Genomic DNA, 25,826 nt, shown 5'->3' with positions numbered 1-25,826 from the left:
GCCCCGACCCCAACCGGTCTTTCAAAATCCATGGTGCATCCCCCCAGCGCCGCCCCAGAGCGGTTTTGGAACCTGTCTGCGCAGGCGCTGTGTGAGCGATTGCAGTGCAGTCTGGGCGGCTTGACGGGCGCACAGGCACAGACGCTGTTGGTGCGCCATGGCCCCAACGCTGACGCGCCGCCGCAGGCCAGGGGGCTGGCGGCCGCCATCGGGCGCCGTCTGCGGGAGCCACTTTCGCTGATTCTCTTGGGCGCTGGCGCCGTGTCGGTGGCCACCGGTGATGGTGTGGGCGGCGGGATCATCGTCACCATCCTGGGCTTGTCGATCGGACTGGACACCGTGCAGGAAGGGCGTGCGACCCGGGCCGCCGAAATGCTGCGCCGCGCCGTGGCACTGCAGGCCGAGGTGATGCGGGATGGCAGCTTTCGCCAGGTGCCAGTGGAAGAGGTGGTCCCCGGCGACATCATGCGCGTGCGGGCGGGCGACATCATTGCGGCCGATGCCCTGGTGCTGGAGAGCGACGCATTCACCGCCTCCGAGGCCGCACTCACCGGTGAGCCCTACCCCGTGGAGAAGCGGCCCGGCTTGCAGGCGGCCTACGCGGCCAGTGAGGCCCGTAACGCCCTGTTTCGTGGCTCGGTTGCACAGACTGGCGAAGCCCGTGCGTTGGTAGTGAGCACTGGCCGCAACACCTTGTTTGGTGCCGCTGCGGCCGTGCTGGGCGAAGGGGCAGAGGTGTCAGCCTTCCAGCGCGACATGCATGCTTTTGGTCTGATCACGGCCCGCCTGACTTTGGCGCTGGTGGTGATGGTGCTGGTCACGCACATGCTGTTTGGCCGCCAGGTGATGGAATCGCTGATGTTTGCCGTGGCGCTGGCGGTGGGTTTGACGCCCGAGTTGCTGCCCATGATCACCACCGTGACCCTGTCCCGTGGCGCCTTGCGCATGGCGGGGCGCAAGGTCATTGTCAAACGCTTGGCGGCCATCCATGACCTGGGTGCCATGACGGTGCTGTGCACCGACAAAACGGGTACCTTGACCCGTGCGGAGATTGCCTTGGCCCGAAGTCTGAACGGTGCCGGTCAGGACGACCCACGGGCCGCGTGGCTCGGGGCCATTGCCGCCACCCTGGCGGGCGACCGGGGCGCGCTGGATGCTGCGCTGCAGGCCAGTCACCCGGATGCTGCGCAGGGCTGGGCCCTGCTGCAGCGGCATGCATTCGATTTCAACCGGCGCGTCGGCAGCGTCTGGGTTGAGGGTCCGGGTGAGCGCCTGCTGATTGTGAAAGGCGCGCCCGAGGCCGTGCTGTCTCTGTGCACACGCCGACGGCAGAGTGGCGAGGTGCTGCCTTTTGGCGATACCGGGCGTGCCGAGGGCCTGCAGGTTGTGCATGTGCTGGCCCAGCAGGGGTTGCGTGTGGTGGCGGTGGCCTCACGCGCACGGCCAGACGCCACCAGTGCATCGTCGCCGTTGTCGCCGGCCGATGAAGCGGAGCTGGTCTTCGAAGGGTTCTGTGCCTTCGCCGACCCGGCCAAGCCCACGGCAAAGGTGGCCATTGCCAGGCTGTCGGCCGCTGGAGTTCGCCTGAAGATACTCTCGGGTGATGATCCCGTCGTGGTGCAGAGGTTGGCGCAGCAAATGGGCTTGTGCGCCGATCGGGTGCTGACGGGCGCCGAGCTGGCTGGCTTGACGGACGATGCCCTGGCGGTGCAAGTGCAGTCGGTGGACATCTATGGTCGGCTTGCGCCCGACCATAAGGCGCGCATCGTGCGCGCGTTGCAGGCGCACGGTGCGGTGGTGGGTTTTTTGGGCGATGGGATCAACGATGCGCCCGCACTCAAGGTGGCCCATATAGGATTGTCGGTGGACAGTGCCAGCGGTGTGGCCCAGGCCGCAGCCGACATGATCCTGCTGGACTCGGACCTGGCCGTGGTGGCGGATGGCGTAGAGGAGGGGCGCCGGACCTTCGTCAATATCCTCAAGTACGTGCGCATGGGGGCCAGTTCCAATTTCGGCAACATGCTTTCAATGGCGGTGGCGTCGTTGTTTCTGCCATTTCTTCCCATGCTGCCGACGCAGATCTTGCTGAACAACCTGTTGTACGACTTTTCGGAGATCGGTATTCCGTTTGACACGGTGCCGCCGGAGTCCATTGCGCAGCCGCAGGTGTGGGATATGCGTGGCCTGCTGCGTTTTGCGGGCACCATGGGCCCGCTGTCATCGCTGTTTGATATGGTCACTTTTGGCGGGTTGCTGTGGATGTTCCAGTCCACCCCTGAGCAGTTCCGCACGCTGTGGTTTATGGAGTCCATGGCCACACAGATTCTGGTGATCTTTGTTGTCCGCACGCACGGCCTGCCTTGGCGGGATCTTCCTCACCCGGCCTTGTTATGGTCTTCGCTGGTGGCGCTGCTTGTCGCCATGGCGTTGCCATTCACGCCAGTGGGGTCGTGGTTCGGTTTTGTTGCGCCACCCATGGCCATGGTCGCGGGGATGTCAGGGCTGGTGCTGGCCTATCTGGCCTGTGCGCAGTGGCTGAAGGCGAGCGCGCTGGCTTGGCACGGTGCGCCGGTTTGATCTCAGCGCTAGCGGCGTTTGGGCGGCTCTCGCTCAGCCGCCCGCACTTCTGGTGCGAGGAGGTCACTGCCGCCAGAAGAACAACCCGGCCATTACCAGGCCCGTCAGCACAATGCCGCCACGCAGCCAGTGGGGCGGAATGCGCCGTGCCACGCGTGCGCCGCCATAGCCACCGGCGGTGGCGGCCACCATCATCATCAGTGCCTGGGGCCATAACACCACGCCGCCTGCAGCGTAGATGACCACGGCGATGGCCGTGAGCAGGGCCGACACCCAGTTCTTGAGTCCGTTCATGGCGTTGAGGTTCGTCTGGCCCAGGAGGCCAAACAGCGCCAGCAACAAGATGCCGAGCCCGCCATTGAAATAGCCGCCGTAGGCCGCCACCACCAGCACGCCCACGGTGGCTTTGGCGGTGGATGGCGTTCCGCCCGCCAGCCGTTTGCGCAACTGCGGCCCAAACGCAAACATCGCCGTGGCCGCCAGCAGGAGCCAGGGCACCACGCGGCGGAAGGTGGCATCGGGCGTGACCAGCAGCAGCGTCGCACCGGCCGCACCACCGATGAGCGACAGCACTACCAATAGCCGCATCGACAGCCCGGGTGGCGGGGCGGTGTCTTCGCGGAACCCCCAGGCCCCCGCCATGTAGCCCGGCAGCAGCGCCACTGTGCCCGTGGCATTGGCCACCACTGGGGGAACGCCGGTGAAAACGAGAGCCGGCAGGGTCAGAAAGCTGCCACCACCGGCGACGGCATTGAGGGCGCCGGCGATAAAGGCGGCGAAAAGGAGCAGGGCAATCTCAGACATGTCTCTCGATCAGAAAAATACCGGCGCGGGCTGGTGATCTCTGGATGGTAGTGGCTGTGATGACCTGGCCCGGTGGGGCGCTGGCTGCCTGTGGGCAAAGGTGTTTTGCCCAAAAAAGAGTGAAACCATGTCAGGTGGGAGTGATGCGCAGAGGCGCCGTGGCAGCGCAGTGGCTACTTTGCATAGGGGTCTGCAAACCCCATCTCTTGCAGGATGGCCGTCTCGTAGGCCTCCATCTCATCGGCATCGGCCTCGCTGGTCTCATGGTCCCAGCCCTGGGCGTGCAGCGTGCCATGCACCAGCATGTGGGCGTAGTGTTCTTCCAGGCTCTTGTTTTGCTCCTTGGCCTCGCGCTCGATCACCGGGGCGCACAGCACCAGGTCGGCGGTCACCAGGGGCTCTTGCGCGTAATCAAACGTGAGCACGTTGGTCGCATAGTTCTTTTTGCGGTATTCGTGGTTGAGCTGCTGGCCTTCTTCGGCGCCCACGACGCGCACGGTGATTTCGGCATCGGTGGCCAGCGCATGGCGTATCCACCGCGTGACCTTGTGGCGCGACAGTACGGCGCGATGGGCCGCCACTCCGTCAAAGGGGCCAAACTGCAGTGACAAAGAGAGTTGGTTCAAAGGCATTGTGGATCGTTTCTGTCACTGGCGGTTGATGGATAAGCACCAGGTGCTATAAAAATAGGAGTTTTAGTCTCTGCTGCGTGCAGTCGCTGCGCGGCGGGGGGCGTCGTAGGCGTCCACGATGCGCGCCACCAGCGGATGGCGCACCACGTCGGCGCTGGTGAAATGGGTGATGGAGATGCCTTTGACGCGCTTGAGAACGCGTTCGGCATCGATCAGGCCGCTCAGCGCGCCCTTGGGCAAATCGATCTGGCTCACGTCACCGGTGACCACCGCCTTGGCACCGAAGCCGATGCGGGTGAGGAACATCTTCATCTGCTCGGGTGTGGTGTTCTGCGCTTCATCCAGGATGACAAAGGCGTTGTTCAGCGTGCGCCCGCGCATGAAGGCCAGCGGCGCGATTTCGATGGCGTTGCGCTCGAAGGCCTTCTGCACTTTGTCGTGTCCCATCAGCTCGTACAGCGCGTCGTAGAGCGGGCGAAGGTAGGGGTCTACCTTCTGTGCCAGGTCACCGGGCAGAAAGCCCAGGCGCTCGCCAGCCTCCACCGCCGGACGGGTCAGCACGATGCGCTGCACGCTGCTGCGCTCCAGCGCATCCACGGCGCAGGCCACGGCCAGATAGGTCTTGCCCGTGCCAGCCGGGCCAATGCCGAAGGTGATGTCGTGTGTGGCAATGTTCTGCAGGTACAGGTTTTGTGTGGGCGTACGCCCGCGCAGGTCTGCCCGACGGGTGTTGAGCACGATGGCGCCGTCCGGTGCTGCAAGTAACTCGCTGTCGCCTGCGAGCATGAGTTGGATGTGGTCTTCGGGGATGGGGCGCTCGGCCATTTCGTACAGGGCCTGCAGAAGCTCCATGGCCTGCGTGGCCTTGGCCTTGGGGCCGTCCACCTTGAATTGCTCGTGGCGGTGCGCAATGCTGACCTGCAGGGCCACTTCGATAGTGCGCAGGTGCGCATCGGCCGGTCCGCACAGGTTCGTGAGCCGGGTGTTGTTGTGGGGGATGAAGGTGTGGCGCAGGATCACGCTGATAATTCCAGTCAGGCAACGGAAAAACGGCAAGAACGACGACGCTGCATGTCATGCCCGCGTCGCCAAAGGACATCAATGATAGGCAAATTGACCGGCACCCTGCTGGAGAAGAACCCCCCCGAGGTGCTGTTGGACTGCCATGGGGTCGGTTACGAGGTGAATGTGCCCATGAGCACCTTCTACAACCTGCCCGCCGTGGGCGAACGCGTGAGCCTGCTCACGCAGTTCATCGTGCGCGAAGACGCGCAACTGCTTTACGGCTTTGCCACGCCCGAAGAGCGCCAGGCCTTCCGCGAGCTGATCAAGATCTCGGGCGTGGGGCCGCGAACGGCGTTGTCGATTCTTTCCGGCATGGGCGTGGCGGATCTGGCACAGGCGATTTCGTTGCAGGAGGCGGGTCGCCTGGTCAAGGTGCCTGGCATCGGCAAGAAGACAGCCGAGCGGCTCTTGCTGGAGCTTAAGGGCAAGCTCGGTGCCGATATAGGGGCCGTTCGCGGTGCTGCCACCAGCGATGCGCAGGCCGACATTTTGCAGGCCCTGCTGGCGCTGGGTTACAACGACAAGGAGGCTGCAGCGGCGCTCAAGGCGTTGCCGGCAGAGGTGGGGGTGAGTGAGGGGATCAAGATGGCGCTGAAGGCGCTGGCCCGCTGATAATCGTCCTCTGTAACCTGTGCCCGACGTGGGGGCTGGGCCCTAAGCGTGTGGTTTTGCGGCGACCCTTCTCTGGGCTTGCACGCGTGAGTCGTAGCGATTTCAAGGATGCTGACAATGAAAAAGTTTTCCATAGGGCGTTGGATACCAGCCTTGCTCACAGCGGCTGCGCTGCTGGTTGGTTGTGGCGGTGGTTCGGGCGACGTATCCATCAGCGCGCCTTTGCTCTCCAAAGTGGACAGTCGTGTTCAGCCCGTAGATGCTATTCAGGATGTTGCTCGCATCAAGTCGCGCAGTGCCGCTGCGGCGCCCGTAGCTGCAGCGGTTGCTTTGGAGGCCCTGGCGGCCGAAAAAACCCAGTCCATGGACTCGGTGGGCCCTCGGCTCGTGGGCCAAGGCCGCGATGTGGAGGCCACAAAGTCTGTGTCGGCCATGGGATCCCTGTGGCAGTGGCGCAAAACTCCGGCGGGTGGCCTGGTTGCCGCCATCAGTTTCAGTGCAGAAGGGGCCTATGGTTTGCGATTGGGCGTGCTGGTCCAGCAGCTTCCTGGTAGTGCCATCGTGCGTGTTTACACCCAGGCAGCGCCTGGCAAAGTGTTTGAGACCTCCGGGCAGGAAATCCTGCAGCTGATTGAGCGCAATCAGGCAGGCGGTGACCGTTCAGATGCCGCACGCACGTGGTGGACTCCCGATACAGGAGCGGGTGAAGCGACGCTGGAGGTGGAGTTGCCACCTGGCATTTTGGCGAACACCTTACAGATATCGGTGCCCCAACTGTCGCATATCTTTGCGAACCTGGCCGTGCCCACTGTTCAAGAGTACGAGGCGCAGGTACAGCAAAATGCGAAAGCCATCGGCGATGCAGATACCTGTAACCTGGATGCGACTTGCTACAACGACGGCGCCAGCGAACGCAATGCTGTCGCGCGCATGGTGTTCGTGAAGGGCGCGAGCGCCTACCTTTGCACAGGCACACTGCTCAACGATGGCAGCTCCAGCGGCAAGCCCTACTTCCTGAGTGCCAATCACTGCATTTCAGATCAGACTGTGGCTTCGACTCTGCAGACGGACTGGTTTTTCCGTTCGTCCAGTTGCAATAGTGGTGCATTGCAAAGTTCAAGCACCAAGAGGGTGGGAGGAGCCAAACTCCTCTACGCCAGCGCAGACAGCGACACATCGTTCCTCTTGCTCAACGATACGCCCCCTGCGGGAGCCGTTTTTGCAGGGTGGGATGCATCCACAGTTGCCGCTGGGGTGTCCACGATTGGGTTGCATCATCCCCGTGGGGACTTGCTCAAGCTGAGCTATGGCGCGGTGGTCGGTCAATCTTCGTGCAACACGATATCTGACACAACGTTCTCTTGTGGGGGAACCAGCGGTAACTACTATCGGGTCAACTGGAGCCAGGGCACCACCGAGGGGGGAAGCAGCGGCTCGGCGCTGTTCAGGAACGGTAAGGTAGTGGGCACCTTGTATGGGGGGAGTGCCGTATGTACCAACCAGTCGTCGTCTGACTTCTATGGTCGTTTCGACGTGGCTTACAACGCTGCGTTGAAGAACTGGCTGGCATCGGCAGTCAGCGGTGGTCGCACAGCTGTCTACCGCTTTTACAACAGCAAAACCGGTGCGCATTTCTATACGGCCAGCGCTGCCGAACGGGATTTCGTAATCAGAACCTTCCCCGAGTTCGGATATGAAAATATCGCGTTCTATGCATATCCGGATGTCAGCTCGGGAAAGGACCCGGTATTTCGCTTCTACAACGCGACCAGTGGCGCGCATTTCTATTCGGGCAGTGTGGAGGAACGCGACTATGTGATCACCCATTTCCCTGAATATCGCTACGAGGTCGTCAGTTGGTATGCACAGAAGTCCGAGGGCAACGAATCTTCTCCGATCTACCGCTTCTACAACGCCAAAACACGAGCGCACTTCTACACCATCAGTGCAGCCGAGCGGGACTTTGTGATTCAGGTCCACAAGGACTTTCAGTACGAGGGCCCCATGTACTACGCATGGACTTCGCAGTGAGTTTGTGCCGCAGTATCCAAAGCACAGACTCTCCCCGTTCGCACAATGACCATCCAGACCGACGATTTCGCCCCAGCACCCGCTAAACGCGTCATCTCCGCCGTCCCCGCATCCCCCAAGAGGAGGCCATTGAGCGCGCCCTGCGCCCCAAACTCCTGCAGGAATACGTGGGCCAGGCCAAGGCGCGCGAGCAGCTTGAGATCTTCATCGGCGCGGCCAAGAAGCGTGGCGAGGCGCTGGACCATGTGCTGCTGTTCGGCCCGCCCGGGCTGGGCAAGACCACGCTCTCCCACATCATTGCGGCTGAGTTGGGCGTGAACCTGCGCCAGACCAGCGGCCCCGTGCTCGAAAAACCCAAGGACCTGGCGGCGCTGCTGACCAACCTCGAAAAGAACGACGTCCTGTTCATCGACGAGATCCACCGTCTCTCGCCTGTGGTCGAGGAAATCCTCTACCCGGCGCTGGAGGACTACCAGATCGACATCATGATCGGCGAAGGCCCGGCGGCGCGTTCCATCAAGCTCGACCTGCAGCCCTTCACGCTGGTGGGTGCCACCACACGCGCCGGCATGCTGACCAACCCCCTGCGCGACCGCTTTGGCATCGTGGCGCGGCTGGAGTTTTATACCTCCGAAGAGCTGGCGCGCATCGTCAAACGCAGCGCGGGTTTGCTCAAGGCACCGATTGACGAGGAGGGCGGTTTCGAGATTGCCCGCCGCTCGCGCGGCACGCCGCGCATTGCCAACCGGCTGCTGCGCCGGGTGCGCGACTACGCCGAGGTCAAGGGCGATGGCCGCATCACCAAAACCATTGCCGACAAGGCCTTGGCAATGCTGGACGTGGACCCGCAGGGCTTTGACGTGATGGACCGCAAGCTGCTGGAGGCCGTGATCCACCGCTTTGATGGCGGCCCCGTGGGGCTGGACAACATTGCCGCCAGCATTGGCGAAGAGGCGGGCACCATCGAAGACGTGATCGAGCCCTACCTCATCCAGCAGGGCTTTTTGCAGCGCACGCCGCGCGGGCGCATTGCCACGCTGGCGGCGTTCCGCCACCTCGGGGTCACCCCTCCGCAGGCGGCTGGCGGGCTGTTTGCGGAATAGGCGGGCCGTGTTCATGGCTCCAAGGGCATTGCTGTGAATAAACGGGTTCTCACTCTGGCGCTGTGCGCTGCCGTGCTGGTGGCGGCGGTTGCCGCCGTTGGGGCGATGGCGCTGCGCGGCCCGCAGGTCGACGCCTTGGTGGTGCAGTCGGCACCGCTGGTGCGCACGCTGCAGTTTTCGGCGCGTGTGGCCACGTTGTCGCGGGTGGACGTGGGCAGCACCCTCACCGGCCGCGTGGCCCAGGTGCGGGTGGCAGAAGGCGCACAGGTGCGCCAGGGTGATGTGCTGGTGCAGCTGGAGTCTGACGAGCTGCGGGCGGCCCTGGCGCAGGCCGTGGCGGCCGAGCGCCAGGCGCAGTCGCGCCTGGTGGGCCTGCGCAGTAGCGGCCGCAGCGCGGCACAGGCGGCGCGCGCGCAGGCCGATGCGACCCTGCAGGCGGCCAGTGCCAGCCTGGTGCGGGTGCAGCAGCTGGTGGCCCAGGGTTTCTACAGCGCCGCGCAGCTCGATGAGGCGCAGCGTGCCGTCGATGTGGCCCGGGCCCAGCAGTCGAGCGCGCAGGCGCAGGTGCAGGCCAACGCCGATGCAGGCACCGATGTGGTCCAGTCGCAGGCGCAGCTGGCGCTGGCCCAGGCCGCCACCGTAGCGGCCCAGGCCCGCTTGGCGCAGACCACCCTGGTGGCCCCGGCCGATGCCCGCGTGCTAGTGCGCGAAGTCGAGCCTGGGCAGATCGTGCAGCCTGGCAAGGCCTTGCTCAGCCTTGCGCTGGCAGGGCCCACCCAGCTGGTAGCCCAGGTGGATGAGCGCTTTCTGGACCAGTTGCAGCCGGGCCAGACGGCCTCGGTGGTGGCTGATGCGTTTGCGGGCCAGCGCTTTGCAGCGCGTGTGCTCTCGATTGCGCCATCGGTGGATGCCCAGCGCGGCGCCATCGAGGCGAAGTTTGCGCTGGAGCAGCAGCCCCCCGCCTTTTTGCGCGAGGACATGACCTTGTCGGTCGAGGTGGAAACCGCGCGGCGCGAGCGTGCCCTGGTGCTGCCGCAGGCGGCTCTGAGGAGCCCGATGGAGGGTGAGCAGGCGACGGTGCTGGTGCTGCAGGAGGGGCGCGCCCAGGTCCGTAGCGTGCGCCTGGGGCTGCGCACACTGGACGCGGTGGAGGTACTGGACGGCCTGGCCGAGGGCGACACCGTGTTGCGTGGCGGCGCCGTGCAGGCGGGCGACCGTGTGCGTGCCCGCGTGGTGGCTTGGAAGGCCGGCTCTGCCGCTCCCGGTCCCGCCGCCCAGGGTGGTGCGCAGGGCAAAGGGCAGGGCGGTGATGCAGGCGCCGCATTGACCAACGCCATGGGCCGCTGAGCGCGCTGCCATGTGGATCTGGCCCGGCTTTGAATTGCGCGTGGCGCTGCGTTTTTTGCGCGAGGGGCGCATGCAGACCGTGCTCATCATCGTGGGTGTGGCGGCGGGTGTGGCGGTCATTGCCTACATCTCTGCGCTGATCAATGGACTGCAATCGAACACCCTGGCCAAAACCCTGGGCGCCCAGGCGCACATTACCCTGCGGGCGCCGGACGACCTGGTCATACCGGCAGCCCCTGCCTTGCCTGGCATCGCTGCGCTGACTGAAACGCAGCCGCGTGCCCAGCGCCTGCGGTCCGTCGCCAACTGGCAGGCGCTGGTGCCGCTGCTGGAGCGATTGCCCGAAGTCGCCGGGGTGTCGCCCATGGTGTCCGGCTCTGGCCTGGCGTTGCGCGGCGAGGCATCGCAAGCCATGGCCCTGATGGGTGTTGACCTGGACCGCTATGACCGCGTGGTGGGGCTGCGCTCCAAGGTGGTCAGTGGCACGGCGCGGCTGTCACCGGGCGAGGCCATCGTGGGGCGCGAGCTGGCCTCTGACCTGGGCGTGCGCGTGGGAGACCGGCTCACGGTGCAGACGAGCGGCGCGGGCGGCACGGTGAGTGATTCGGTGCGCGTCACCGCGCTGGTGGACCTGGGCGTGAAAGACCTGAACCGGCGCACCGTGATCGTGCCGCTGCGCGCCGCGCAAAGCCTGCTGGCGCTGCCCGGGGGCGCGAGCCAGCTCGACCTGACCCTGAAAGATGTGTGGGTAGCCCAGACCCTGGCGCGCGAGTTGCAGACCCAGTTTCCCTACAAGATAGAGAGCTGGCAGGAGAGCAATGCCCAGCTGGTGTCAGCGCTCAATGCACAGTCGATCAGCACCTCCATCATCCGGGGCGTGGTGCTGGCGGTGGTGGTGCTGGGCATTGCCAGTGTGCTGGTGGTGTCGGTGGTGCAAAAGGGCCGCGAGATCGGCATCTTGCGCGCCATGGGCGCCACCCGGGGCCAGGTTCTGCGCGTGTTTTTGGTGCAGGGCGCCGTGGTGGGCGCGCTGGGCTCGGTGCTGGGCCTGCTGCTGGCCGTGGCGCTGATCTGGGTGTTCACCCACTTTGTGCGGGGCTCGGACGGCATGCCGCTCTTTTCGATATCGCTGGCGCCCGCCATGGCAGTGCAGATTGCGCTGATTGCGTCGGTGTGCGGCGTGCTGGCGGCCGTGGCGCCAGCGCGGCGCGCGGCGGCGCTGGACCCGGCGCAGGCCATCCGCATGTGAAGGCCGCGTGAACGCTGTGAACGTCGCTGCTGCCCCCGAACTCATCGCGCTCGACGCCGTGCGCAAGAGCTACAACCTGGGCCGCCCCAGTGAGGCCGAGGTGCTGCATGGCATCGACCTGAAGGTCCACCGGGGCGAGTTCATCGCGCTGATGGGGCCTTCGGGCTCGGGCAAGAGCACGCTGCTCAACATCCTGGGCTTGCTCGAACGGATGACGTCCGGCAGCTATCTACTGGACGGCGAAGCAGTGCAGGGCCTGGACGATGCAGCCCTGACCCTGCGCCGACGCAGCACGCTCGGGTTTGTTTTTCAGTTCCACCACCTGCTGCCCGCGTTCTCTGCGCTGGAGAACGTGACGCTGCCCGCCTTGATGGCCGAAGGCCGCGTCAGCGCCGCCCACCGCGATCACGCGCGCAGCCTGCTGGACGCCGTGGGCCTGGCCCAGGCCATGGACAAGCGGCCGGGGGAGCTGTCGGGCGGCATGCAGCAGCGCGTGGCCATTGCGCGTGCGCTGGTCATGAACCCGCCGCTGGTGCTGGCCGATGAACCCACGGGCAACCTGGACACCGCCTCGTCGGCCGACGTGTTTGCCCTGCTGCGCCGCATCCACGCCGAGCGGGGTACCAGCTTTGTGGTGGTCACGCACGACCCGCGCCTGGCCGCGCGCTGCGACCGCCTGGTGGAGCTGGTGGATGGCCGGATCGCGCGCGATGAGGCCATCACCGTGGGCGTGGAGCCAGCGCCTGCCGTGTGAGCACAGGCAGGCGAATTGCTATTGATTAAATAGCTGTCAGCGCATGTTCTAAAAGCGCCAGCGGCCATTTTGGCTATAAAACCATCGCCCGCCGCCCAGAGATTCTCAGGAAGATTGTGTCGCCGTCTCGGGGGCGGCGCTTGCGGCCATGTCCCGCTTCACGTGGGTGCGGCCCTCATCCCCCGTTGCGCCCGTTCGCTGCGCAGCGGTGGCGGGCGCTGGGGCGGTGTGGGCCAGCCACCCGCTGACGATCAGCGCCTGGGCCGCGTAGTAGGTGCCCAGCACCCACACCTGTGACCCAGGCAGCGGTTGCACGAATCGGTTGGTGGCCAGCAGCGAGTCGCTGAGCATGAAGAACCCGGCGCCGATGGCGACCAGCAGCGACGGTGCATCGCGCAGCACCGTCGCCCGGCCGATGGCCTGGGCCGCCATCAGCGCGATCACCAGCACATAGGCGGCCACAGGCGCACGCAGCGCAGGCGGCAGCCCGCCCACCCACAAAAAGGCGTACATCGCCGCGCCAACCCCCAGCGTGGCGGTCAGTGCACCCCGGTGCGGAAACCACCGCTGTCCGCTTTTGAACAGCGCCACATAAAACAGATGCGCCACCAGAAAACTCACCAGACCGGGAATGAAGAAGCCGGGGAACATGAGAAACACATCCCCGGCCAGCGATCCGGCCAGGGCTGCGGCCAGCAACGCCCAGCGTTTTGAGTCAAATAGGCCTCTAGCGCTTGATGAATAAGTGCTAATAGCTACCAAAATCATAGCAATCACCATCGTCAGTGGCTTGAACAGCCAGTACCATTGCATAAACCCCAGCGCACTCGTGGCGGTGGCCAGCGCGCCGCTTTGCAGCATCAGCGCCATCAGCATGCCGATGCGCCCCTGCAACACGGCGCCCAACGCCCACTGGCACACCAGCAGCACCGCAAACCAGATCGCGTTGTCGGCCAGCGGTGCCGCATCTGCCTGCCACAAAAAGGCCGCCACGCCCGCCAGCAACACGCCGAACTGCACCAACGCAAACCGCTGCACGGCACGCGACAGCGGCGGGTGGTAAAGCTGCATCTGCGCCATGCTGAAAGCGGGCTTGGGAAAGCGCTCGGCCACATCGGCTGGCCGCCAGCCGGGGGGCTTGATCCACACCCGGACCTTGTCGAGCCAGTTGCGTGCATGCCAGCTGTCGTGCGCCAGCCCCGCGTAGACCTGGGCGTTGGCCCACAGCGGGTCCCAGCTGTTGAGCAGGCCGCGTGTGCCGTACACACATTTCTCCTGGTCGTCTTCGTCCTTGAAGGTGCCAAACAGCCGGTCCCACACGATCAGGATGCCGCCGTAGTTCTTGTCCAGATAGCTGTCGTTCACCGCGTGGTGCACGCGGTGGTTGCTGGGGCTGCAAAACCAGCGGTCAAACCAGCCCAGGCGCCCCACCTGCTCGGTGTGCACCCAGAACTGGTAGAGCAAGTCGATCAGCGCCACCACCGCAAACACCAGCGGCGGCACGCCCGCCAGCGCCATGGGCACATAAAAAACCCAGCCCAGCAGCGCGCCCGAGCTGGTCTGGCGCAGCGCGGTGCTCAGGTTGTAGTCCTGGCTCTGGTGGTGCACCGCGTGCGCGGCCCACAGCACCGCCGACTCGTGGCCCATGCGGTGCAGCCAGTAGTAGCAAAAGTCATAGAACACCAGCGCCAGCAGCCAGCCGGGCAGGCTGGTCCAGAACGCATCGTTGCGCCACAGCGCCACATGCTCGAACAGTGCGGTGTAGATGCCTACACGCAGCAGCCGGGTGAACACGGCGCTGGTCTGGCTCAGCATCCCCAGGCTGATGCTGCTGATGGCATCGGCCAGCCGGTACGCGCTGCGCTGGCGTTAGTACGCGACCAGCAACTCGATGGCGATCAGCAGGAAAAAGACGGGTGTCGCGAGGACGATGATCTGGCTGGGGCTCATGGCGGCGATGAAAGTGTCCGCCGATTCTTGCCCCAATCTGGTCGGTGCGCCCTTGGCATGAACCCGGAGGAGGGACCTTGCCCCGCCTACAGCAGCACCAATCCCGGCGGCAGGCTGTCGCCAAGGCTGCGTTGCTGGTCTTCGGCGGCCATCGGTACCACCTGCTCCACCATCGTGGTCCACCGCGTGGGGGCGCCGCTGGCGCGCATTTTGTCCAGCACCTGGTTGCGCACAGAGTTGGGCAGGTCGAGGGCGCGGTCGCCGGTCATGCGGGCCATTTGCACGGCGGCGAACATGGCGGTTTCGTTCTTGCGCCAGTCTTGTGCGAGCGTGGCGTCGATGAACTCCTGCGCCGCATCCGGGGGCATGATGCGGTGGGCATTGGCTGCAAGGGAATGGCGCGCGGCCAGGCGGCCGATGGCCCACCAGGTTTGGGTGGTTTCGGCGGGGCGGCGCAGGCGCTGCAGCATCCACTGGCCCATCTCCTGGCGGTATGGCCAGGGCACGGCCTCCATGGCGGCAAACAGGCGCAGCATGTCTTCGTAGCTGCCGTGGGTAGATTTGCCGCCGCTGCCGTCCTCGCGTTTGCGAGTGGTTTGCTGCACCGCCTTTTGCATGTGCCCGGCCACGGCCTCCAGCACCTGCATTTGCTGGTCCTCGTTCAGCCCCGCAGCCACGCGGCGCCAGAACACCCACCATTCGGTCCAGTTGGCGGCCTCCTGGCGGTGCGCCAGGCCGGGCGCGTACAGGGCCCAGATTTGCGCGATGCGCCAGCCGTCCAACTCGGCGCCCACGCCAGGGCGCAGGCACCAACCGGCCAGGTTGAGCCACGCGCGCTCGTGCTCGGGCGTGCGGCGGCGGCGCTTGGCGCGCAGCAGCAGTGCGTCGAACAGCGCGCGCAGCACAGCGATGTCCCAAGCCTCGCGCGGGCCCAGGGTTCTTTCCAGCGTTTGGCGCAGCTGGCGCACTTCGCGCGGGCCGATCTCCTGGGCCTGCGTGCCGAAGATGCGGTCGATCTGGGCCACGGCGGTGGAGACCGCGGTGCCCGGGTGATTTAGGTGTTTTTGGCCTCCAGCGCTCTCTGCATCAGCGCTGGTAGCTATGGATTCAGGAGCTGTCTGCGGCGCTGCGATGGCACCGCGCACGGCAAACGGCAGCAGCCACGATTGCGCGGGGTCGTGCGCGGCCACGCAGCGCACTTCGAGCGTGCCCACTTCGGTCATGCGGGCCTGCAGCTGCACCTCGACCTGCGCCTTGGCCGGGCCTTCGGGCGCGGGCAGCACAGTGGACAGGGGCGGCAACTCGACCCAGCCGTCGCCCACCAGCGGGCCGATCTGGCCGGCCTGGGCACTGGCGCGTGGGTTGCTGTGGGCCAGCAACGCAAAACGCACGGCCTGGCCCAGCCGCAGCGCAAACCGGCGGCCGCTCAGCACAATGCGCACGCCTTCGCCCGTGCCCTTGGGCAGCAGGCACACACCCTGCGGCGGCGCGCCGGGTGGGCCGGGCAGCACCAGCCAGTAGCTGCGCGCCGAGCCGCCGCCAATGTGGGGCCAGCGCGGACTGGCGCTGTCTGCTTTGGATTTGATAGCTGCCAGCGCTTGCTGTGATTGCGCTGGAGGTTGATTGGATGCTGATTTTTCGGAGAACTGCTCGGCGGCGGTTGGCGCGGGCTGGAAGCGCCCCAGCCCGTACGCGGCCGCGCCACGCGCCACGGCCCAGTCGGGGTGGGGGTTGTGCAGCACGCGCAGCGGGCTGCCGCGCCATGCCGTGAGCTGGTCGGTAAGGCGCTGCACGATGGCGTGCGCATGGAACACGCCACCGTTGAGCAGCAAGGTGTCGGGCAGCCCATCGGGAGCGTGCTGCGCCAAAAACTGCGCCAGATGCCGCGTGATGGCCGCATCGGCCGGGTAGGGCAGGCCCAGGCCCCGCAGCGCGCCCTGGCGTTTGGCGGGCGCGTCGTGCGCCTGCGCGGGCGGGAAGAAGCCGTCCACCACCCATTGCTGTACTTGTTCGCGCGTGAGTGTGGCGGTTTGCGCCTGCGCCAGCACGCGGCTGCCGCCGCCCAGCAGGGTCACGGCCACGCTCTCGGGTGCGTCGTGCGCGAGCAGTTGTTCCTTGGCCTGTCGGCAGCGCTGCACCAGCTGGGCAAAGCGCGCGGCGGGCAGGCGCTGGCCATCGGGGGCGAAGTGCGGCTCCATCCGGTGCGCCAGCGCCAGGTCCATGTTGTCGCCGCCCAGCATCAGGTGCTCGCCCACGGCGGTGCGGGTGAGCGTGGGCAACCCACCACCCTGCGCGCCGGGCTCGCTGGGCTCGACGCGGATCAGCGTGAGATCGGTGGTGCCGCCGCCCACGTCCACCACCAGCACCAGGCGGCTGTGCGCCAGCTGTGCGGCCAGGCGGTCGCCCTGTAGCACCAGCCAGTCGTGGAACGCGGCCTTGGGCTCTTCCAGCAGGTGCACCGGGGGCAGGCCTGCAAGCTGCGCGGCCTCCAGCGTCAGTGCGCGCGCACCCTCATCGAACGAGGCGGGCACGGTGAGCACCACGGTTTGCTGCTGCAGCGGTGCGTCGGGGTGCGCGGCGTTCCAGGCGGCCGCGACATGCGCCAGGTACGAGGCCGAGGCCTTCAGCGGCGAGATTTTGGCCACGCCTCCTTCGCCCTCGGGCGCGCCCCAGGGCAGGATGTCGGCCGTGCGGTCCACCCCGGTGTGGGACAACCAGCTCTTGGCGCTGGCCACCAGCCGCGCGGGCACCGCAGCGCCCAGATCGCGCGCCCAGCGGCCCACGACGGCGGGCGCCTCTGCCGTCGCGCCCTGCGCGGGCCAGGGCTGCTGCCAGGCATCGCCCAGTTCGCCGGGGGCGGCCTGGTAGCGCATGGAGGGCAGCAGCGGCTGTGCGGTGACCTCACCGGCAGTGCTGCGCTGGGGGATGGGCAGCAGCGCAATGTCGGCCGCCGCCCCGCCCAGGGGCACGCTGGCGGCCACGGTGTGGCTGGTGCCCAGGTCGATACCGACGACAAAGGCAGACGATGGGGGCGCGGCAGCCATGGAGTGGGACAGAGCGTGAGCGGTGGGCTGGGCGGCTATGCCGCGTCTGCCGTCTCCGCCCGCACGTCAAACTCCACCTTCCAGCGCTCCGCACCGCCCACCGGCACGGCGTTCAGCTCCAGCGTGCCGATGTCCGTCACCCGGGCTTCCAGCGTGACAGGCACCACCTCGCCCGCGGTACGCCCCGACGCCGGCAGGTTCAACTCAATCTCCTGCAGCTCCACCAGTTCTTCCGGGCCCCAGAAGTCCAGCAGGGTGCCCACGGCGTCGGTACGGCGCACGGACGAGCCGAAGAAACGCAGGCGCACGGGCTCGCCCACGACCAGGCCGAACTCTTGCGCATCCAGCGCCACTTCCGTGCCTTCTTCCATGCCAAACGGTGCCAGGCACAGCGCAGACAGGGGCGGCTCCATGCCGGGGATCGCGGGCATGTTGGACTCCACGCCCACGTAGTACGACTGGGCCGTGCCGCCGCGGATGCGCACGCCACGGCCGGTGGTGGTGATGTGGCCGTAGTAGGCCGCGCCACGGGCCACGGCGAGGTCCAGGTTGGCGCCGTCGAGCAGGCGGGCGGGCGCGCAGGCCTCGCTGTCCAGCCAGCCGTTGATCACTTCGAGAATGCGCTGCTCGATCTGCGGCGCTTTGAGCACGCCGCCGTTGAACAAAATGGCCGTGGGGTGCAAGAAGGTGGCGCCGTCCACCGGCGCCCCATTCAAACCCTCGATGGCTTGCAGGGCGTGGACCTGGCGACTCAGGAAGGCGGCCAGGTGGCGCGTGACGGCGGCGTCTTGCGCGTAGGGCAGGCCCAGTTGCGTGAGCGCCGCGCGGGCGCGGGTCTGGGGTTTGTCGCTGACCGCAACCCGGGGGAAGAAGCCTTCGACCAGCATGGCCAGCACCTCTTGGCGCGTGACTTCGGTGCGGATGGAGCCGCCGATGAGCTTGCTGCCCCGGCTGGGCACCACCACGGGCACGGACTGCAGGGTTTCATCGGCCAGCAATTGCTCTTTGGCGGCGCGGCAACCGTGCGACAGGGCGCGGGTTTGCCAGGCGTCCAGCTGCTTGCCTTCTTGCGCCAGCTTGCGGGCCACGCCGTAGGCCAGCGCCAGGTCCATGTTGTCGCCGCCCAGCAGGATGTGTTCGCCCACGGCAATGCGTTGCAATTCCAGGTTGCCCTCGCGCTCCAGCACGGCGATGAGCGACAGGTCGGTGGTGCCACCGCCCACGTCCACCACCAGGATCACGTCGCCGTGGTGCACCTGCTTGCGCCACTGGCCGCCGCTGGCCTGGATCCAGCTGTACAGCGCGGCCTGGGGTTCTTCCAGCAGGGTCAGGTTCTGGAAACCTGCGGCCTTGCAGGCCTCGGCCGTCAGCTCGCGCGCGGCGGGGTCGAACGAGGCGGGGATGGTGACGGTGATGTCCTGCTGGGCAAACGGTGCCTCGGGGTGGGCTTGCTCCCAGGCCCAGCGCAGGTGTTCCAGATAACGCGTCGACGCGGTCAGCGGCGAGATGCGCTGGACTTCTTCGGGCGCATCGGGCGGCAGGATGCCCGCGCGGCGATCCACGCCAGGGTGGCACAGCCAGCTTTTGGCGCTGCTGACCAGGCGGATGGGCGTGGCTGCGCCACGGTTGCGGGCGAATTCGCCGGTGATGGCGTGCGCCGCCGGTGCGCCGGGCAAGGTGCGCTCGGCTTCAGTCAGCTCGCTCTCGTGGGGCAGGTACAAAAACGACGGCAGCAGGGGCTTGCCTTCCACGCTGGCGGGCGCGGTGAGCTGGGGAATGTCCAGCACGCCCTGCACCACGGACTCGCCATCGCTGGCGCCTTTGTCGACAAAAGACAGCGCGCAGTGGGTGGTGCCCAAGTCGATGCCAATGCTGAAACGCGCACTGGATTTCAAGCCATTTTGGCCTACAGTGCTTGCTGTTATTGCGCTAGTAGCTATGGTATTGGTAGTGGCCGGCACGGAAGCGACGGGCGTGCCCGCGCTGGCAATCGATGAAAAAACGCTCATGACTTACAGCTCCACCTCGGCTTGGGCCAGCACCCTGGCGGCCTGGGCGTCGGTCAACTGGGGCAGCTTCACTTCGGTCACTTGCCAGCCCCGGTGGCCCAGGGTGCCGGTGAACGGGGCCTGGCCGACCACATTGCCGGTCAGGCGCACGGCGGCGGCGTCAAAACCAGCCGCCAGCTTGATGCGGCTGCCTTCGGCTTCGGCGCGCACGGGGGCAATGGTGAAATGCTCGCGCAGCACCTTGCGGCAGCCGGTGTGCACCACGCGGGCGGCGGCGCCAATCTCGGCGTCGGTGTAGGGGGCGACGTCTTCCTGGATGAAATCCACAAAACGCGCTTCGCGCTGCATCAGGCCCAGCAGTTGCAGGGCGGCGGTGTCGGTCGCCACCTGTTTTTCAACCGTCTTTTCCACGATCTTTTCCACCGGCACTTCCACCGGCACTTCCACGCGCACCTCGACGATTTTCTCGACCGGGACTTCGACGCGGACTTCTGTGGGCGCCACGTCGGCGGCGAAGGCTTCGCCGTTGCGCACGCGGGCCACGTCGCCGGCCAGGCGGGCATTGCCCAGGATGGCAAAGAAACTGCCGATCGCAATGGCGACGCGGGACAAGAATGAGGGAGGGGTGGGGCTCATGGGGTACCAGAATGGGTGCTTGCCGGCAGGGCGATTCACCAGCGCGGTGGTCGAACCAGGCAAGTCGAAGAATGGGGCGCATCAACCGCAACAGCCAGGGCGGCTCGGTCGCGGGGCAGGTGCTGCGCAAATGCGCAATTTTAAGGGGCGTGCCCAGCACCGTGCATCCTGTGGGGTGGTTGGCCCCAAGGGGGGCGCCGAGCGTTTGATGCAGTCAGGTCAGCGCGCCGCGGGCGTCCACCCGGATGATGCGCTCGACCACGCCCATCGCCAGCCCGCCGCGCACGCCGATCAGAAAGTCGTGCAGGTTCACTGTGGGGTCGCAGTGGCCGGGAATGAGCCACAGCATGCGACCCAGCGCGGGCAGGCGGGCCTTGGGGCCGTCGGCATAGAGCAGGCCATGCTCGTCGCCCCCGTTGGCGTAGCGCAGCCCGCGCTCGGGCGGGAGCAAGGCCACGGTGGGCAGGCCGGAGTCGATGGCGTGGCTTTTGTGGCCCGCGTCGCATACCGCGTGGGTGTCGCGCACCGACACCACCTGGGTTTTGACAAACAGCGCGTGTTCAAAAGCCGGCTGAGCGGGCTCGCGCTCATTGCGTGCGTAGTCAGCGTCCATAAACAAAAACGAACCTGCTTGCAGCTCGCCAAACACGCCGCTCGCGGCCTCGTGCACCAGGGTGCCCGTGCCCGAGCCCGTGATGAGCGGGACGGGCAACCCGGCAGCTTCGATCAGCTGGCGCGTGTGGTCGGCAGCGCGCACCACCGCGGCAATCGTCTCGCGCCGGCCCACAGTGCTGGCCATGTGCTGGGCGCGGCCATGGTAGGCCTGCAGGCCCGCAAACCGCAGGCGGGGGCTGCGCGCCACGGCCAGCGCCAGGGGCACGGCGGCCTCGCCGGGCGGCACGCCGCAGCGGCCCTGGCCGACGTCGATCTCAACCAGCACATCGATGCCCGCATCGCTGCCCTGTTGTGCCATGGCCTCGGCCAGCCGCTCGATGCCTTCGGGGTGGTCCACCGCCATCCCCAGGCGCCCGCCGCGTGCCGCGAGCTGGGCGGCCAGCCGTGCCACGCGGTGCAGCTTGGGCATGGCAATGACCTGGTTGGTGATGGTGATGTCGTTCACGCCACCCGCCGCCAGCGCTTCGGCCTCCGCCAACTTTTGCACACACACGCCCTGTGCACCGGCGCGCTGCAGCAGCAGGGCCAGTTCGGCGCTTTTGTGCATCTTGGCGTGGGGGCGCCAGCGCACCTGGTGCTTGCGGGCAAAGTCGGCCATGCGCTGGATGTTGCGGTCCATGGCGTCCAGGTCCACCACCAGGGCGGGGGTGTCGATCCGGTCCACGCGCTGGCCCACGGTGGACTGCAGTGCTTCAGGAATGGGTTTCATCGCGCGCTGCGTTGTTGTCAAGGTGCTGGGTGTCGGCCCAACCGACCAGGGTCAGGCCATCCGGCGTCCACAGCAGGCGGTTGATGGCCGCGTTGGAAAGCTGCCAGGTGCGCGGCGCCTGGATGTCCTGGCGTGTGGCCAGCCGGTACAGCACATCGAGCACGCCGCCATGCGCCACCATCACCACCAGCTCGCCCACATGCTGCTGTGCCAGCGTGGCCACGGTGCGTTCGATGCGTTCGCGCAGGGTGACCAGCGACTCGCCGCCTTCGGGGGTGTAGTGCGGGTCACGCTTGCGCCAGCGCAGCGCGTCTTCGGGCAACTCGGCCTCGATCTCGGCAAACGTGCGGCCCTGAAAGTGCCCAAAGCTGCGTTCGCGCAGCCCCAGCTCGGTCATCAATGGCGCGCCCGTGGTGCGGGCCACGGCCTGCGCCGTGGCATGCGCGCGTTGCAGGTCGCTGGTGTAGATGGCGGCAATGGGCTCGCCCGCCAGGGCCTGCGCCACCTGCTCGGCCTGCCACAGGCCGGTGTCGTTGAGCGGAATGTCCAGATGGCCCTGAATGCGGGTGTCTACGTTCCAGGCGGTTTCGCCGTGGCGGATGGCAACGATGCGGGTGGCGTGCATGCAGTGGATAAAAAGAGGAAGTAAAGGGCGTCAGGGGGCGGGCGGGACCAGGGGCAGTCGCACTTGCCGGGGGCCTTGGGGCGGCAGCGGAAACCCGGTGAGGGCGGCGTCGAACAGCACACCATAGACGACCGGATCGCTCACCCACACGTCCTCGTGCACGGCCGAGGTCTCGTACACCACGGCCTGCGTCGTGGCGTCGCGCATCAAAATGCTCACCGCACGCCGGTGCAGGGGCGTGGGCTCACCAAAGCGCCAGCTGCCGTGCAGGCCCCAGCCACGGCCATACCAGCCGCCAAATCCCCAAGGGCCCGGGCCATACGATTGAAAAGGGTCGTGGCGCGGCACGGCTTCGGCCTGCACACCAAGCTGCACCACCAAGCGGGGTGCGGCATCGTCGCGTTGCAGTCCCACGCGGGTGAGGGCCTGCTCGGCCAGCGTGGCCACGGCGTCAAACGCCGGTGTTTGCTGCGATGGCAGGCGTTCGATGCGGTAGGTGGCCGGTGCGGGCACCGCCGCCAGGGTGGAAAAGCTTTGCACCTGGCCGTCTACCAGGCGCGTGGTGCTGCAGCCCGCCAGCGTGGCGGCGGCGAGGCCCAGCACCAGGGCAGGAATCCATCGGCGTTGCGTCATGGTCAGAGACTCCTGAAAAAAGGATTCCCGTGAGAGTGCCGCAACCGCCAAGGGTTCACAACAGTTGCACCACCTGCACGCCTGGCAGCGATGGTGAGGGCGCCACGAAGTCTTCCTTGTCAAACGCCTTGTCGCCATCTTCGCTGGCGATCCCGGTGGCTTTGGCGTTCTTGAAGTCGTGCAGGCTGCCGTCGAGCAGGTGCGACGGCACCACGTTCTGCAGCGCGTTGAACATGTTCTCCACGCGGCCCGGGAAGCGCTTTTCCCAATCGCGCAGCATCTCGCCCACCTGTTTGCGCTGCAGGTTCTCCTGGCTGCCACACAGGTTGCACGGGATGATGGGGAAGTTGCGGTGCGCGGCCCAGCGGGTGGTGTCTTTCTCGGCCACGTAGGCCAGCGGACGGATCACCACATGTTTGCCATCGTCGCTGACCAGCTTGGGCGGCATGCTCTTCATCTTGCCGCCAAAGAACATGTTGAGCAGCAAGGTCTGCAGGATGTCGTCGCGGTGGTGGCCCAGCGCAATCTTGGTGCAGCCCAGCTCGTCGGCCACGCGGTACAGAATGCCCCGGCGCAGGCGGCTGCACAGGCTGCAGGTCGTCTTGCCTTCGGGGATCAGCTTCTTGACGATGCTGTAGGTGTCTTCGTTCTCGATGTGAAACGGAACACCGGTGGTGGCCAGGTACTCGGGCAGGATGTGCTCGGGAAAGCCCGGCTGCTTCTGGTCGAGGTTCACCGCCACCAGGTCGAAGTGGATGGGGGCGCGGGCCTTGAGCTTGAGCAGGATGTCGAGCAGGGCGTAGCTGTCCTTGCCGCCGGACATGCACACCATCACCTTGTCGCCTTCTTCAATCATGTTGAAGTCGACAATGGCCTTGCCCACCTCGCGGCACAGGCGCTTTTCGAGCTTGTGGGTTTCGCGCTCGATCTTCATGCGGGCCGCGCCGCTGGCTACCGCTTCTGCGGGCTCATCGGCCCAGCCGGAGGAAGGGTCGGAGGAGGGATTTGCGATGGGGGCTTCGTTCAATACTGCGCTCATGGGGTTACCACTGTCCTGTCTCGACGCGAATGGCCACTTCGCAGTCGTCAAAAATTTCCAGTTTTGCAATCTTCACCCGCACGCCCAGCACGCCGGGTAGCTGCATCAGGCGGTTGGCCAGCTTGCCGATCAGGCTCTCCAGCAGATTCACGTGTTCGGCGGTGCACTCGTCAATGATGATCTGGCGCACGCGGCGGTAGTCCAGCACATGGCCGATGTCGTCGTCGCGCGGGGCCAGCGGCTGCATGCCCAGGCTCAGTTCGGCATCGACCTGGATGGGCTGGGGGGCCGTTTTTTCGTGGTCGAGGATGCCCAGGTTGGCGTCAAAGCGCAAGCCGGTGAGCGTGAGGATCTGGGTGCCTGCTGCTGTGGTCATGAAAAGGTCCTGGGGTGAGCGAGCGTGCGCTCACATCATCGAAAAATCGCGGTCAAACTTCATCAGGTGCTGGCCACCGTCCACGAGCAGTGTGGTGCCGGTGATCGAGCGGTTCTCCAGCGCAAACTTCACCGTGCTCGCCACGTCCTCGGCGGTGGACGAGCGGCCCAGCGGGCTCAGGGCGTGTAACTGGGCAAACTTGTCGTCGCTGAGCATGTGGCTGGTCAGCGTGAGGCCCGGCGCCACGCCCACCACGCGCACCCGCGGCGCCAGGGCCAGGGCCAGCATGGTGCCAGCAGCCTCCAGCGCGGCCTTGGAGAGCGTGTAGCTCACAAAATCGGGGTTCTGGTTCCAGAGCTTCTGGTCCAGCAGGTTGACCACGGCGCCCTGGGCATCGGCTTCGCCTGCCGCAGTGCGGTCGGCCACATGCTGGTGCAGCGCCTGGGCCAACAACACGGGGGCGGCGGTGTTGCTGCGCAGGTGTTTTTCCAGCGCGGCAAAGCCGAAAGTCTGTGCGGTGTCATGCTCGAACAGCGAGGCACTGTTGACCACCGCATCCACGCGGCCAAAGTGCGCCACCACGCGGGGCAGCAAGCCGCGCACGGCGGTTTCGTTGTCAAAATCAGCATCAAAATGAGCGCTACCGCTTGTCAGTCGTGCGCAAGCAGCTACGGTTTCAATAGCATCTTGCTCGGACGACCGGTAGTGCACCGCCACCTGCCAGCCGCCCGCAGCCAGGGCCAGCGCAATGCCGCGGCCCAGGCGCTTGGCGGCGCCAGTCACCAGCACGGTGCGGGGACCGGAAGAAAGGGAAGGGGTGGACATGTGGGGGACAATGCGGGCCGTGACCCAAAGACCCGACAGTTTAACGACCGCCCTGTACCAGCACATTGCCCAGGCCATTGCCGCCGAGGGCGGCTGGCTGGGTTTTGACCGCTTCATGGCGCTGGCCCTGTACACCCCGGGCCTGGGCTACTACGCCAACGATTCCACCAAATTCGGCACCATGCCCGAGTCTGGCAGCGACTTTGTGACCGCGCCCGAGCTGACCCCCTTGTTCGGCCAGACGCTGGCCGTGCAGGTGGGCGAGGCATTGGCGCAGACCGGTACCGACGAGGTGTGGGAGTTCGGCGCGGGCTCGGGCGCCCTTGCGCTGCAACTGCTCGACACGCTGGGCGACCAGGTACAGCGCTACACCATCGTTGACCTGTCGGGCAGCCTGCGCGCGCGCCAGCAGGCCAAGCTGGTAGCCCACGCCCACAAGTTGCGCTGGGTGGATGCCTTGCCTGAGAAATTCAGCGGCGTGGTGGTGGGCAACGAGGTGCTCGATGCCATGCCCGTGCAACTGCTCGCCCGCCACGGCGGCCAGCAGGGAGGTGTGTGGCATGAGCGCGGGGTGGTGGTTGATGATGGCCACTTTGCGTGGGCCGACCGCCCCACCGATCTTCGCCCGCCGCTCGACATTGAAGGCCCGCAGGACTACCTGACCGAGATCCACGCGCAGGGCGAAGGCTTCATCCGCACACTGGCCGACCGGCTCACGCGCGGAGCAGCCTTTTTGCTGGACTATGGTTTTGGCGAGAGTGAGTACTACCACCCCCAGCGCCATATGGGCACTGTCATGTGTCACCAAGGGCATCTGGCCGACAGCGACCCGCTGGTGGCAGTGGGCCGCAAGGACATCACGGCCCATGTCAACTTCACCGCGATGGCGCTGGCCGCGCAGGAGGCGGGCCTGAGCGTGCTGGGCTACACCACGCAAGCGCATTTCCTCATCAACTGCGGATTGGCACCCAAGATGGAGCAGCTACCGCAAGCGGACCGTGCCACAGCGGCCAAATTGATCATGGAGCATGAAATGGGCGAGCTGTTCAAGGTGCTCGCGCTGGGCGCGGGCGAGCCGTGGGAGCCGGTGGGGTTTGTGCACGGGGACCGGTCGCACCGCTTGTAACACCG

19 protein-coding genes and 2 pseudogenes are annotated in these 25,826 nt (G+C 66.3%); 8 read left to right on the top strand and 13 right to left on the bottom strand.

From position 1 onward, the window contains the following. Nucleotides 1–30: 30 nt before the first annotated feature. Nucleotides 31–2,577 (top strand): magnesium-translocating P-type ATPase, encoded by a 2,547-nt coding sequence (gene mgtA, locus CLU85_RS20445; RefSeq protein WP_100411886.1) that lies wholly within the window; start codon nt 31–33, stop codon nt 2,575–2,577. A gap of 63 nt (nt 2,578–2,640) precedes the next feature. Here mgtA and CLU85_RS20440 read toward each other — a convergent pair whose 3' ends face one another. The 3 genes from CLU85_RS20440 to CLU85_RS20430 form a co-directional block, all read right to left on the bottom strand. Beyond that, entirely contained in the window at nt 2,641–3,381 is a 741-nt protein-coding gene (locus tag CLU85_RS20440; RefSeq protein ID WP_100411885.1) for a sulfite exporter TauE/SafE family protein, read from the bottom strand. Nucleotides 3,382–3,554: 173 nt separating this feature from the next. Then, on the bottom strand, nt 3,555–4,013 hold the full coding sequence (gene ybeY, locus CLU85_RS20435) for an rRNA maturation RNase YbeY (RefSeq protein ID WP_100411884.1): 459 nt from the start codon (nt 4,011–4,013) through the stop codon (nt 3,555–3,557). 63 nt (nt 4,014–4,076) lie between these two features. Then, entirely contained in the window at nt 4,077–5,033 is a 957-nt protein-coding gene (locus CLU85_RS20430; RefSeq protein WP_100411883.1) for a PhoH family protein, read from the bottom strand. An 81-nt stretch (nt 5,034–5,114) separates the two neighbouring features. Here CLU85_RS20430 and ruvA point away from each other — a divergent pair, with 81 nt between their 5' ends. The 6 genes and pseudogenes from ruvA to CLU85_RS20400 all read left to right on the top strand — a co-directional run bounded on the left by ruvA (nt 5,115) and on the right by CLU85_RS20400 (nt 12,174). Continuing rightward, on the top strand, nt 5,115–5,690 hold the full coding sequence (ruvA, locus tag CLU85_RS20425) for a Holliday junction branch migration protein RuvA (protein WP_100411882.1): 576 nt from the start codon (nt 5,115–5,117) through the stop codon (nt 5,688–5,690). A 108-nt stretch (nt 5,691–5,798) separates the two neighbouring features. Then, entirely contained in the window at nt 5,799–7,721 is a 1,923-nt protein-coding gene (locus CLU85_RS20420; RefSeq protein ID WP_232727884.1) for a trypsin-like serine protease, read from the top strand. 45 nt (nt 7,722–7,766) lie between these two features. Beyond that, a pseudogene (gene ruvB / locus CLU85_RS20415) lies at nt 7,767–8,824 on the top strand (Holliday junction branch migration DNA helicase RuvB). Nucleotides 8,825–8,857: 33 nt separating this feature from the next. Continuing rightward, nucleotides 8,858–10,171: an efflux RND transporter periplasmic adaptor subunit gene (locus tag CLU85_RS20410; RefSeq protein ID WP_100411880.1), complete on the top strand. Its 1,314-nt coding sequence runs from the start codon at nt 8,858–8,860 to the stop codon at nt 10,169–10,171. A gap of 10 nt (nt 10,172–10,181) precedes the next feature. Continuing rightward, nucleotides 10,182–11,420 carry an ABC transporter permease gene (locus tag CLU85_RS20405; protein WP_100411879.1) on the top strand — a complete coding sequence of 413 codons (1,239 nt, stop codon included), beginning with the start codon at nt 10,182–10,184 and terminating at the stop codon, nt 11,418–11,420. 16 nt (nt 11,421–11,436) lie between these two features. Then, nucleotides 11,437–12,174: an ABC transporter ATP-binding protein gene (locus CLU85_RS20400; protein ID WP_100412670.1), complete on the top strand. Its 738-nt coding sequence runs from the start codon at nt 11,437–11,439 to the stop codon at nt 12,172–12,174. 105 nt (nt 12,175–12,279) lie between these two features. On the opposite strand, the pseudogene CLU85_RS20395 reads toward CLU85_RS20400, so the two are convergent. From CLU85_RS20395 to CLU85_RS20350, 10 genes and pseudogenes are all read right to left on the bottom strand, one after another. Beyond that, a pseudogene (locus CLU85_RS20395) lies at nt 12,280–14,124 on the bottom strand (lysoplasmalogenase family protein). Nucleotides 14,125–14,210: 86 nt separating this feature from the next. Continuing rightward, nucleotides 14,211–17,168, bottom strand: a complete 2,958-nt coding sequence (locus tag CLU85_RS20390; protein ID WP_100411878.1) for an Hsp70 family protein — start codon at nt 17,166–17,168, stop codon at nt 14,211–14,213. A gap of 35 nt (nt 17,169–17,203) precedes the next feature. After that, nucleotides 17,204–19,177, bottom strand: coding sequence for an Hsp70 family protein (locus CLU85_RS20385; protein ID WP_100411877.1), 1,974 nt, complete (start codon nt 19,175–19,177; stop codon nt 17,204–17,206). A gap of 3 nt (nt 19,178–19,180) precedes the next feature. Beyond that, a complete protein-coding gene (locus tag CLU85_RS20380) occupies nt 19,181–19,813 on the bottom strand; it encodes a DUF2760 domain-containing protein (RefSeq protein WP_100412669.1) in 633 nt (210 codons plus the stop codon). Nucleotides 19,814–20,027: 214 nt separating this feature from the next. Beyond that, nucleotides 20,028–21,197, bottom strand: a complete 1,170-nt coding sequence (locus CLU85_RS20375; protein WP_100411876.1) for a DSD1 family PLP-dependent enzyme — start codon at nt 21,195–21,197, stop codon at nt 20,028–20,030. Next, nucleotides 21,181–21,822, bottom strand: coding sequence for a histidine phosphatase family protein (locus CLU85_RS20370; RefSeq protein ID WP_100411875.1), 642 nt, complete (start codon nt 21,820–21,822; stop codon nt 21,181–21,183). Before CLU85_RS20370 ends, CLU85_RS20375 begins: the two co-directional genes overlap by 17 nt. Nucleotides 21,823–21,852: 30 nt before the next feature. Further along, nucleotides 21,853–22,455 (bottom strand): DUF4136 domain-containing protein, encoded by a 603-nt coding sequence (locus tag CLU85_RS20365; RefSeq protein ID WP_100411874.1) that lies wholly within the window; start codon nt 22,453–22,455, stop codon nt 21,853–21,855. Nucleotides 22,456–22,510: 55 nt separating this feature from the next. Then, entirely contained in the window at nt 22,511–23,494 is a 984-nt protein-coding gene (ttcA, locus tag CLU85_RS20360) for a tRNA 2-thiocytidine(32) synthetase TtcA (RefSeq protein WP_198509225.1), read from the bottom strand. 4 nt (nt 23,495–23,498) lie between these two features. Then, entirely contained in the window at nt 23,499–23,870 is a 372-nt protein-coding gene (locus tag CLU85_RS20355) for a dihydroneopterin aldolase (RefSeq protein ID WP_100411873.1), read from the bottom strand. Nucleotides 23,871–23,900: 30 nt separating this feature from the next. Next, a complete protein-coding gene (locus tag CLU85_RS20350) occupies nt 23,901–24,695 on the bottom strand; it encodes an SDR family oxidoreductase (protein ID WP_100411872.1) in 795 nt (264 codons plus the stop codon). 10 nt (nt 24,696–24,705) lie between these two features. Here CLU85_RS20350 and CLU85_RS20345 point away from each other — a divergent pair, with 10 nt between their 5' ends. Next, nucleotides 24,706–25,821, top strand: a complete 1,116-nt coding sequence (locus CLU85_RS20345; protein WP_100411871.1) for a class I SAM-dependent methyltransferase — start codon at nt 24,706–24,708, stop codon at nt 25,819–25,821. The last annotated feature ends 5 nt before the right edge of the window (nt 25,822–25,826 follow it).

This window comes from Acidovorax sp. 69, assembly GCF_002797445.1.
Taxonomy (GTDB): Bacteria; Pseudomonadota; Gammaproteobacteria; order Burkholderiales; family Burkholderiaceae_C; genus Acidovorax.
This window is presented reverse-complemented; position numbering and strand designations above follow the sequence as displayed.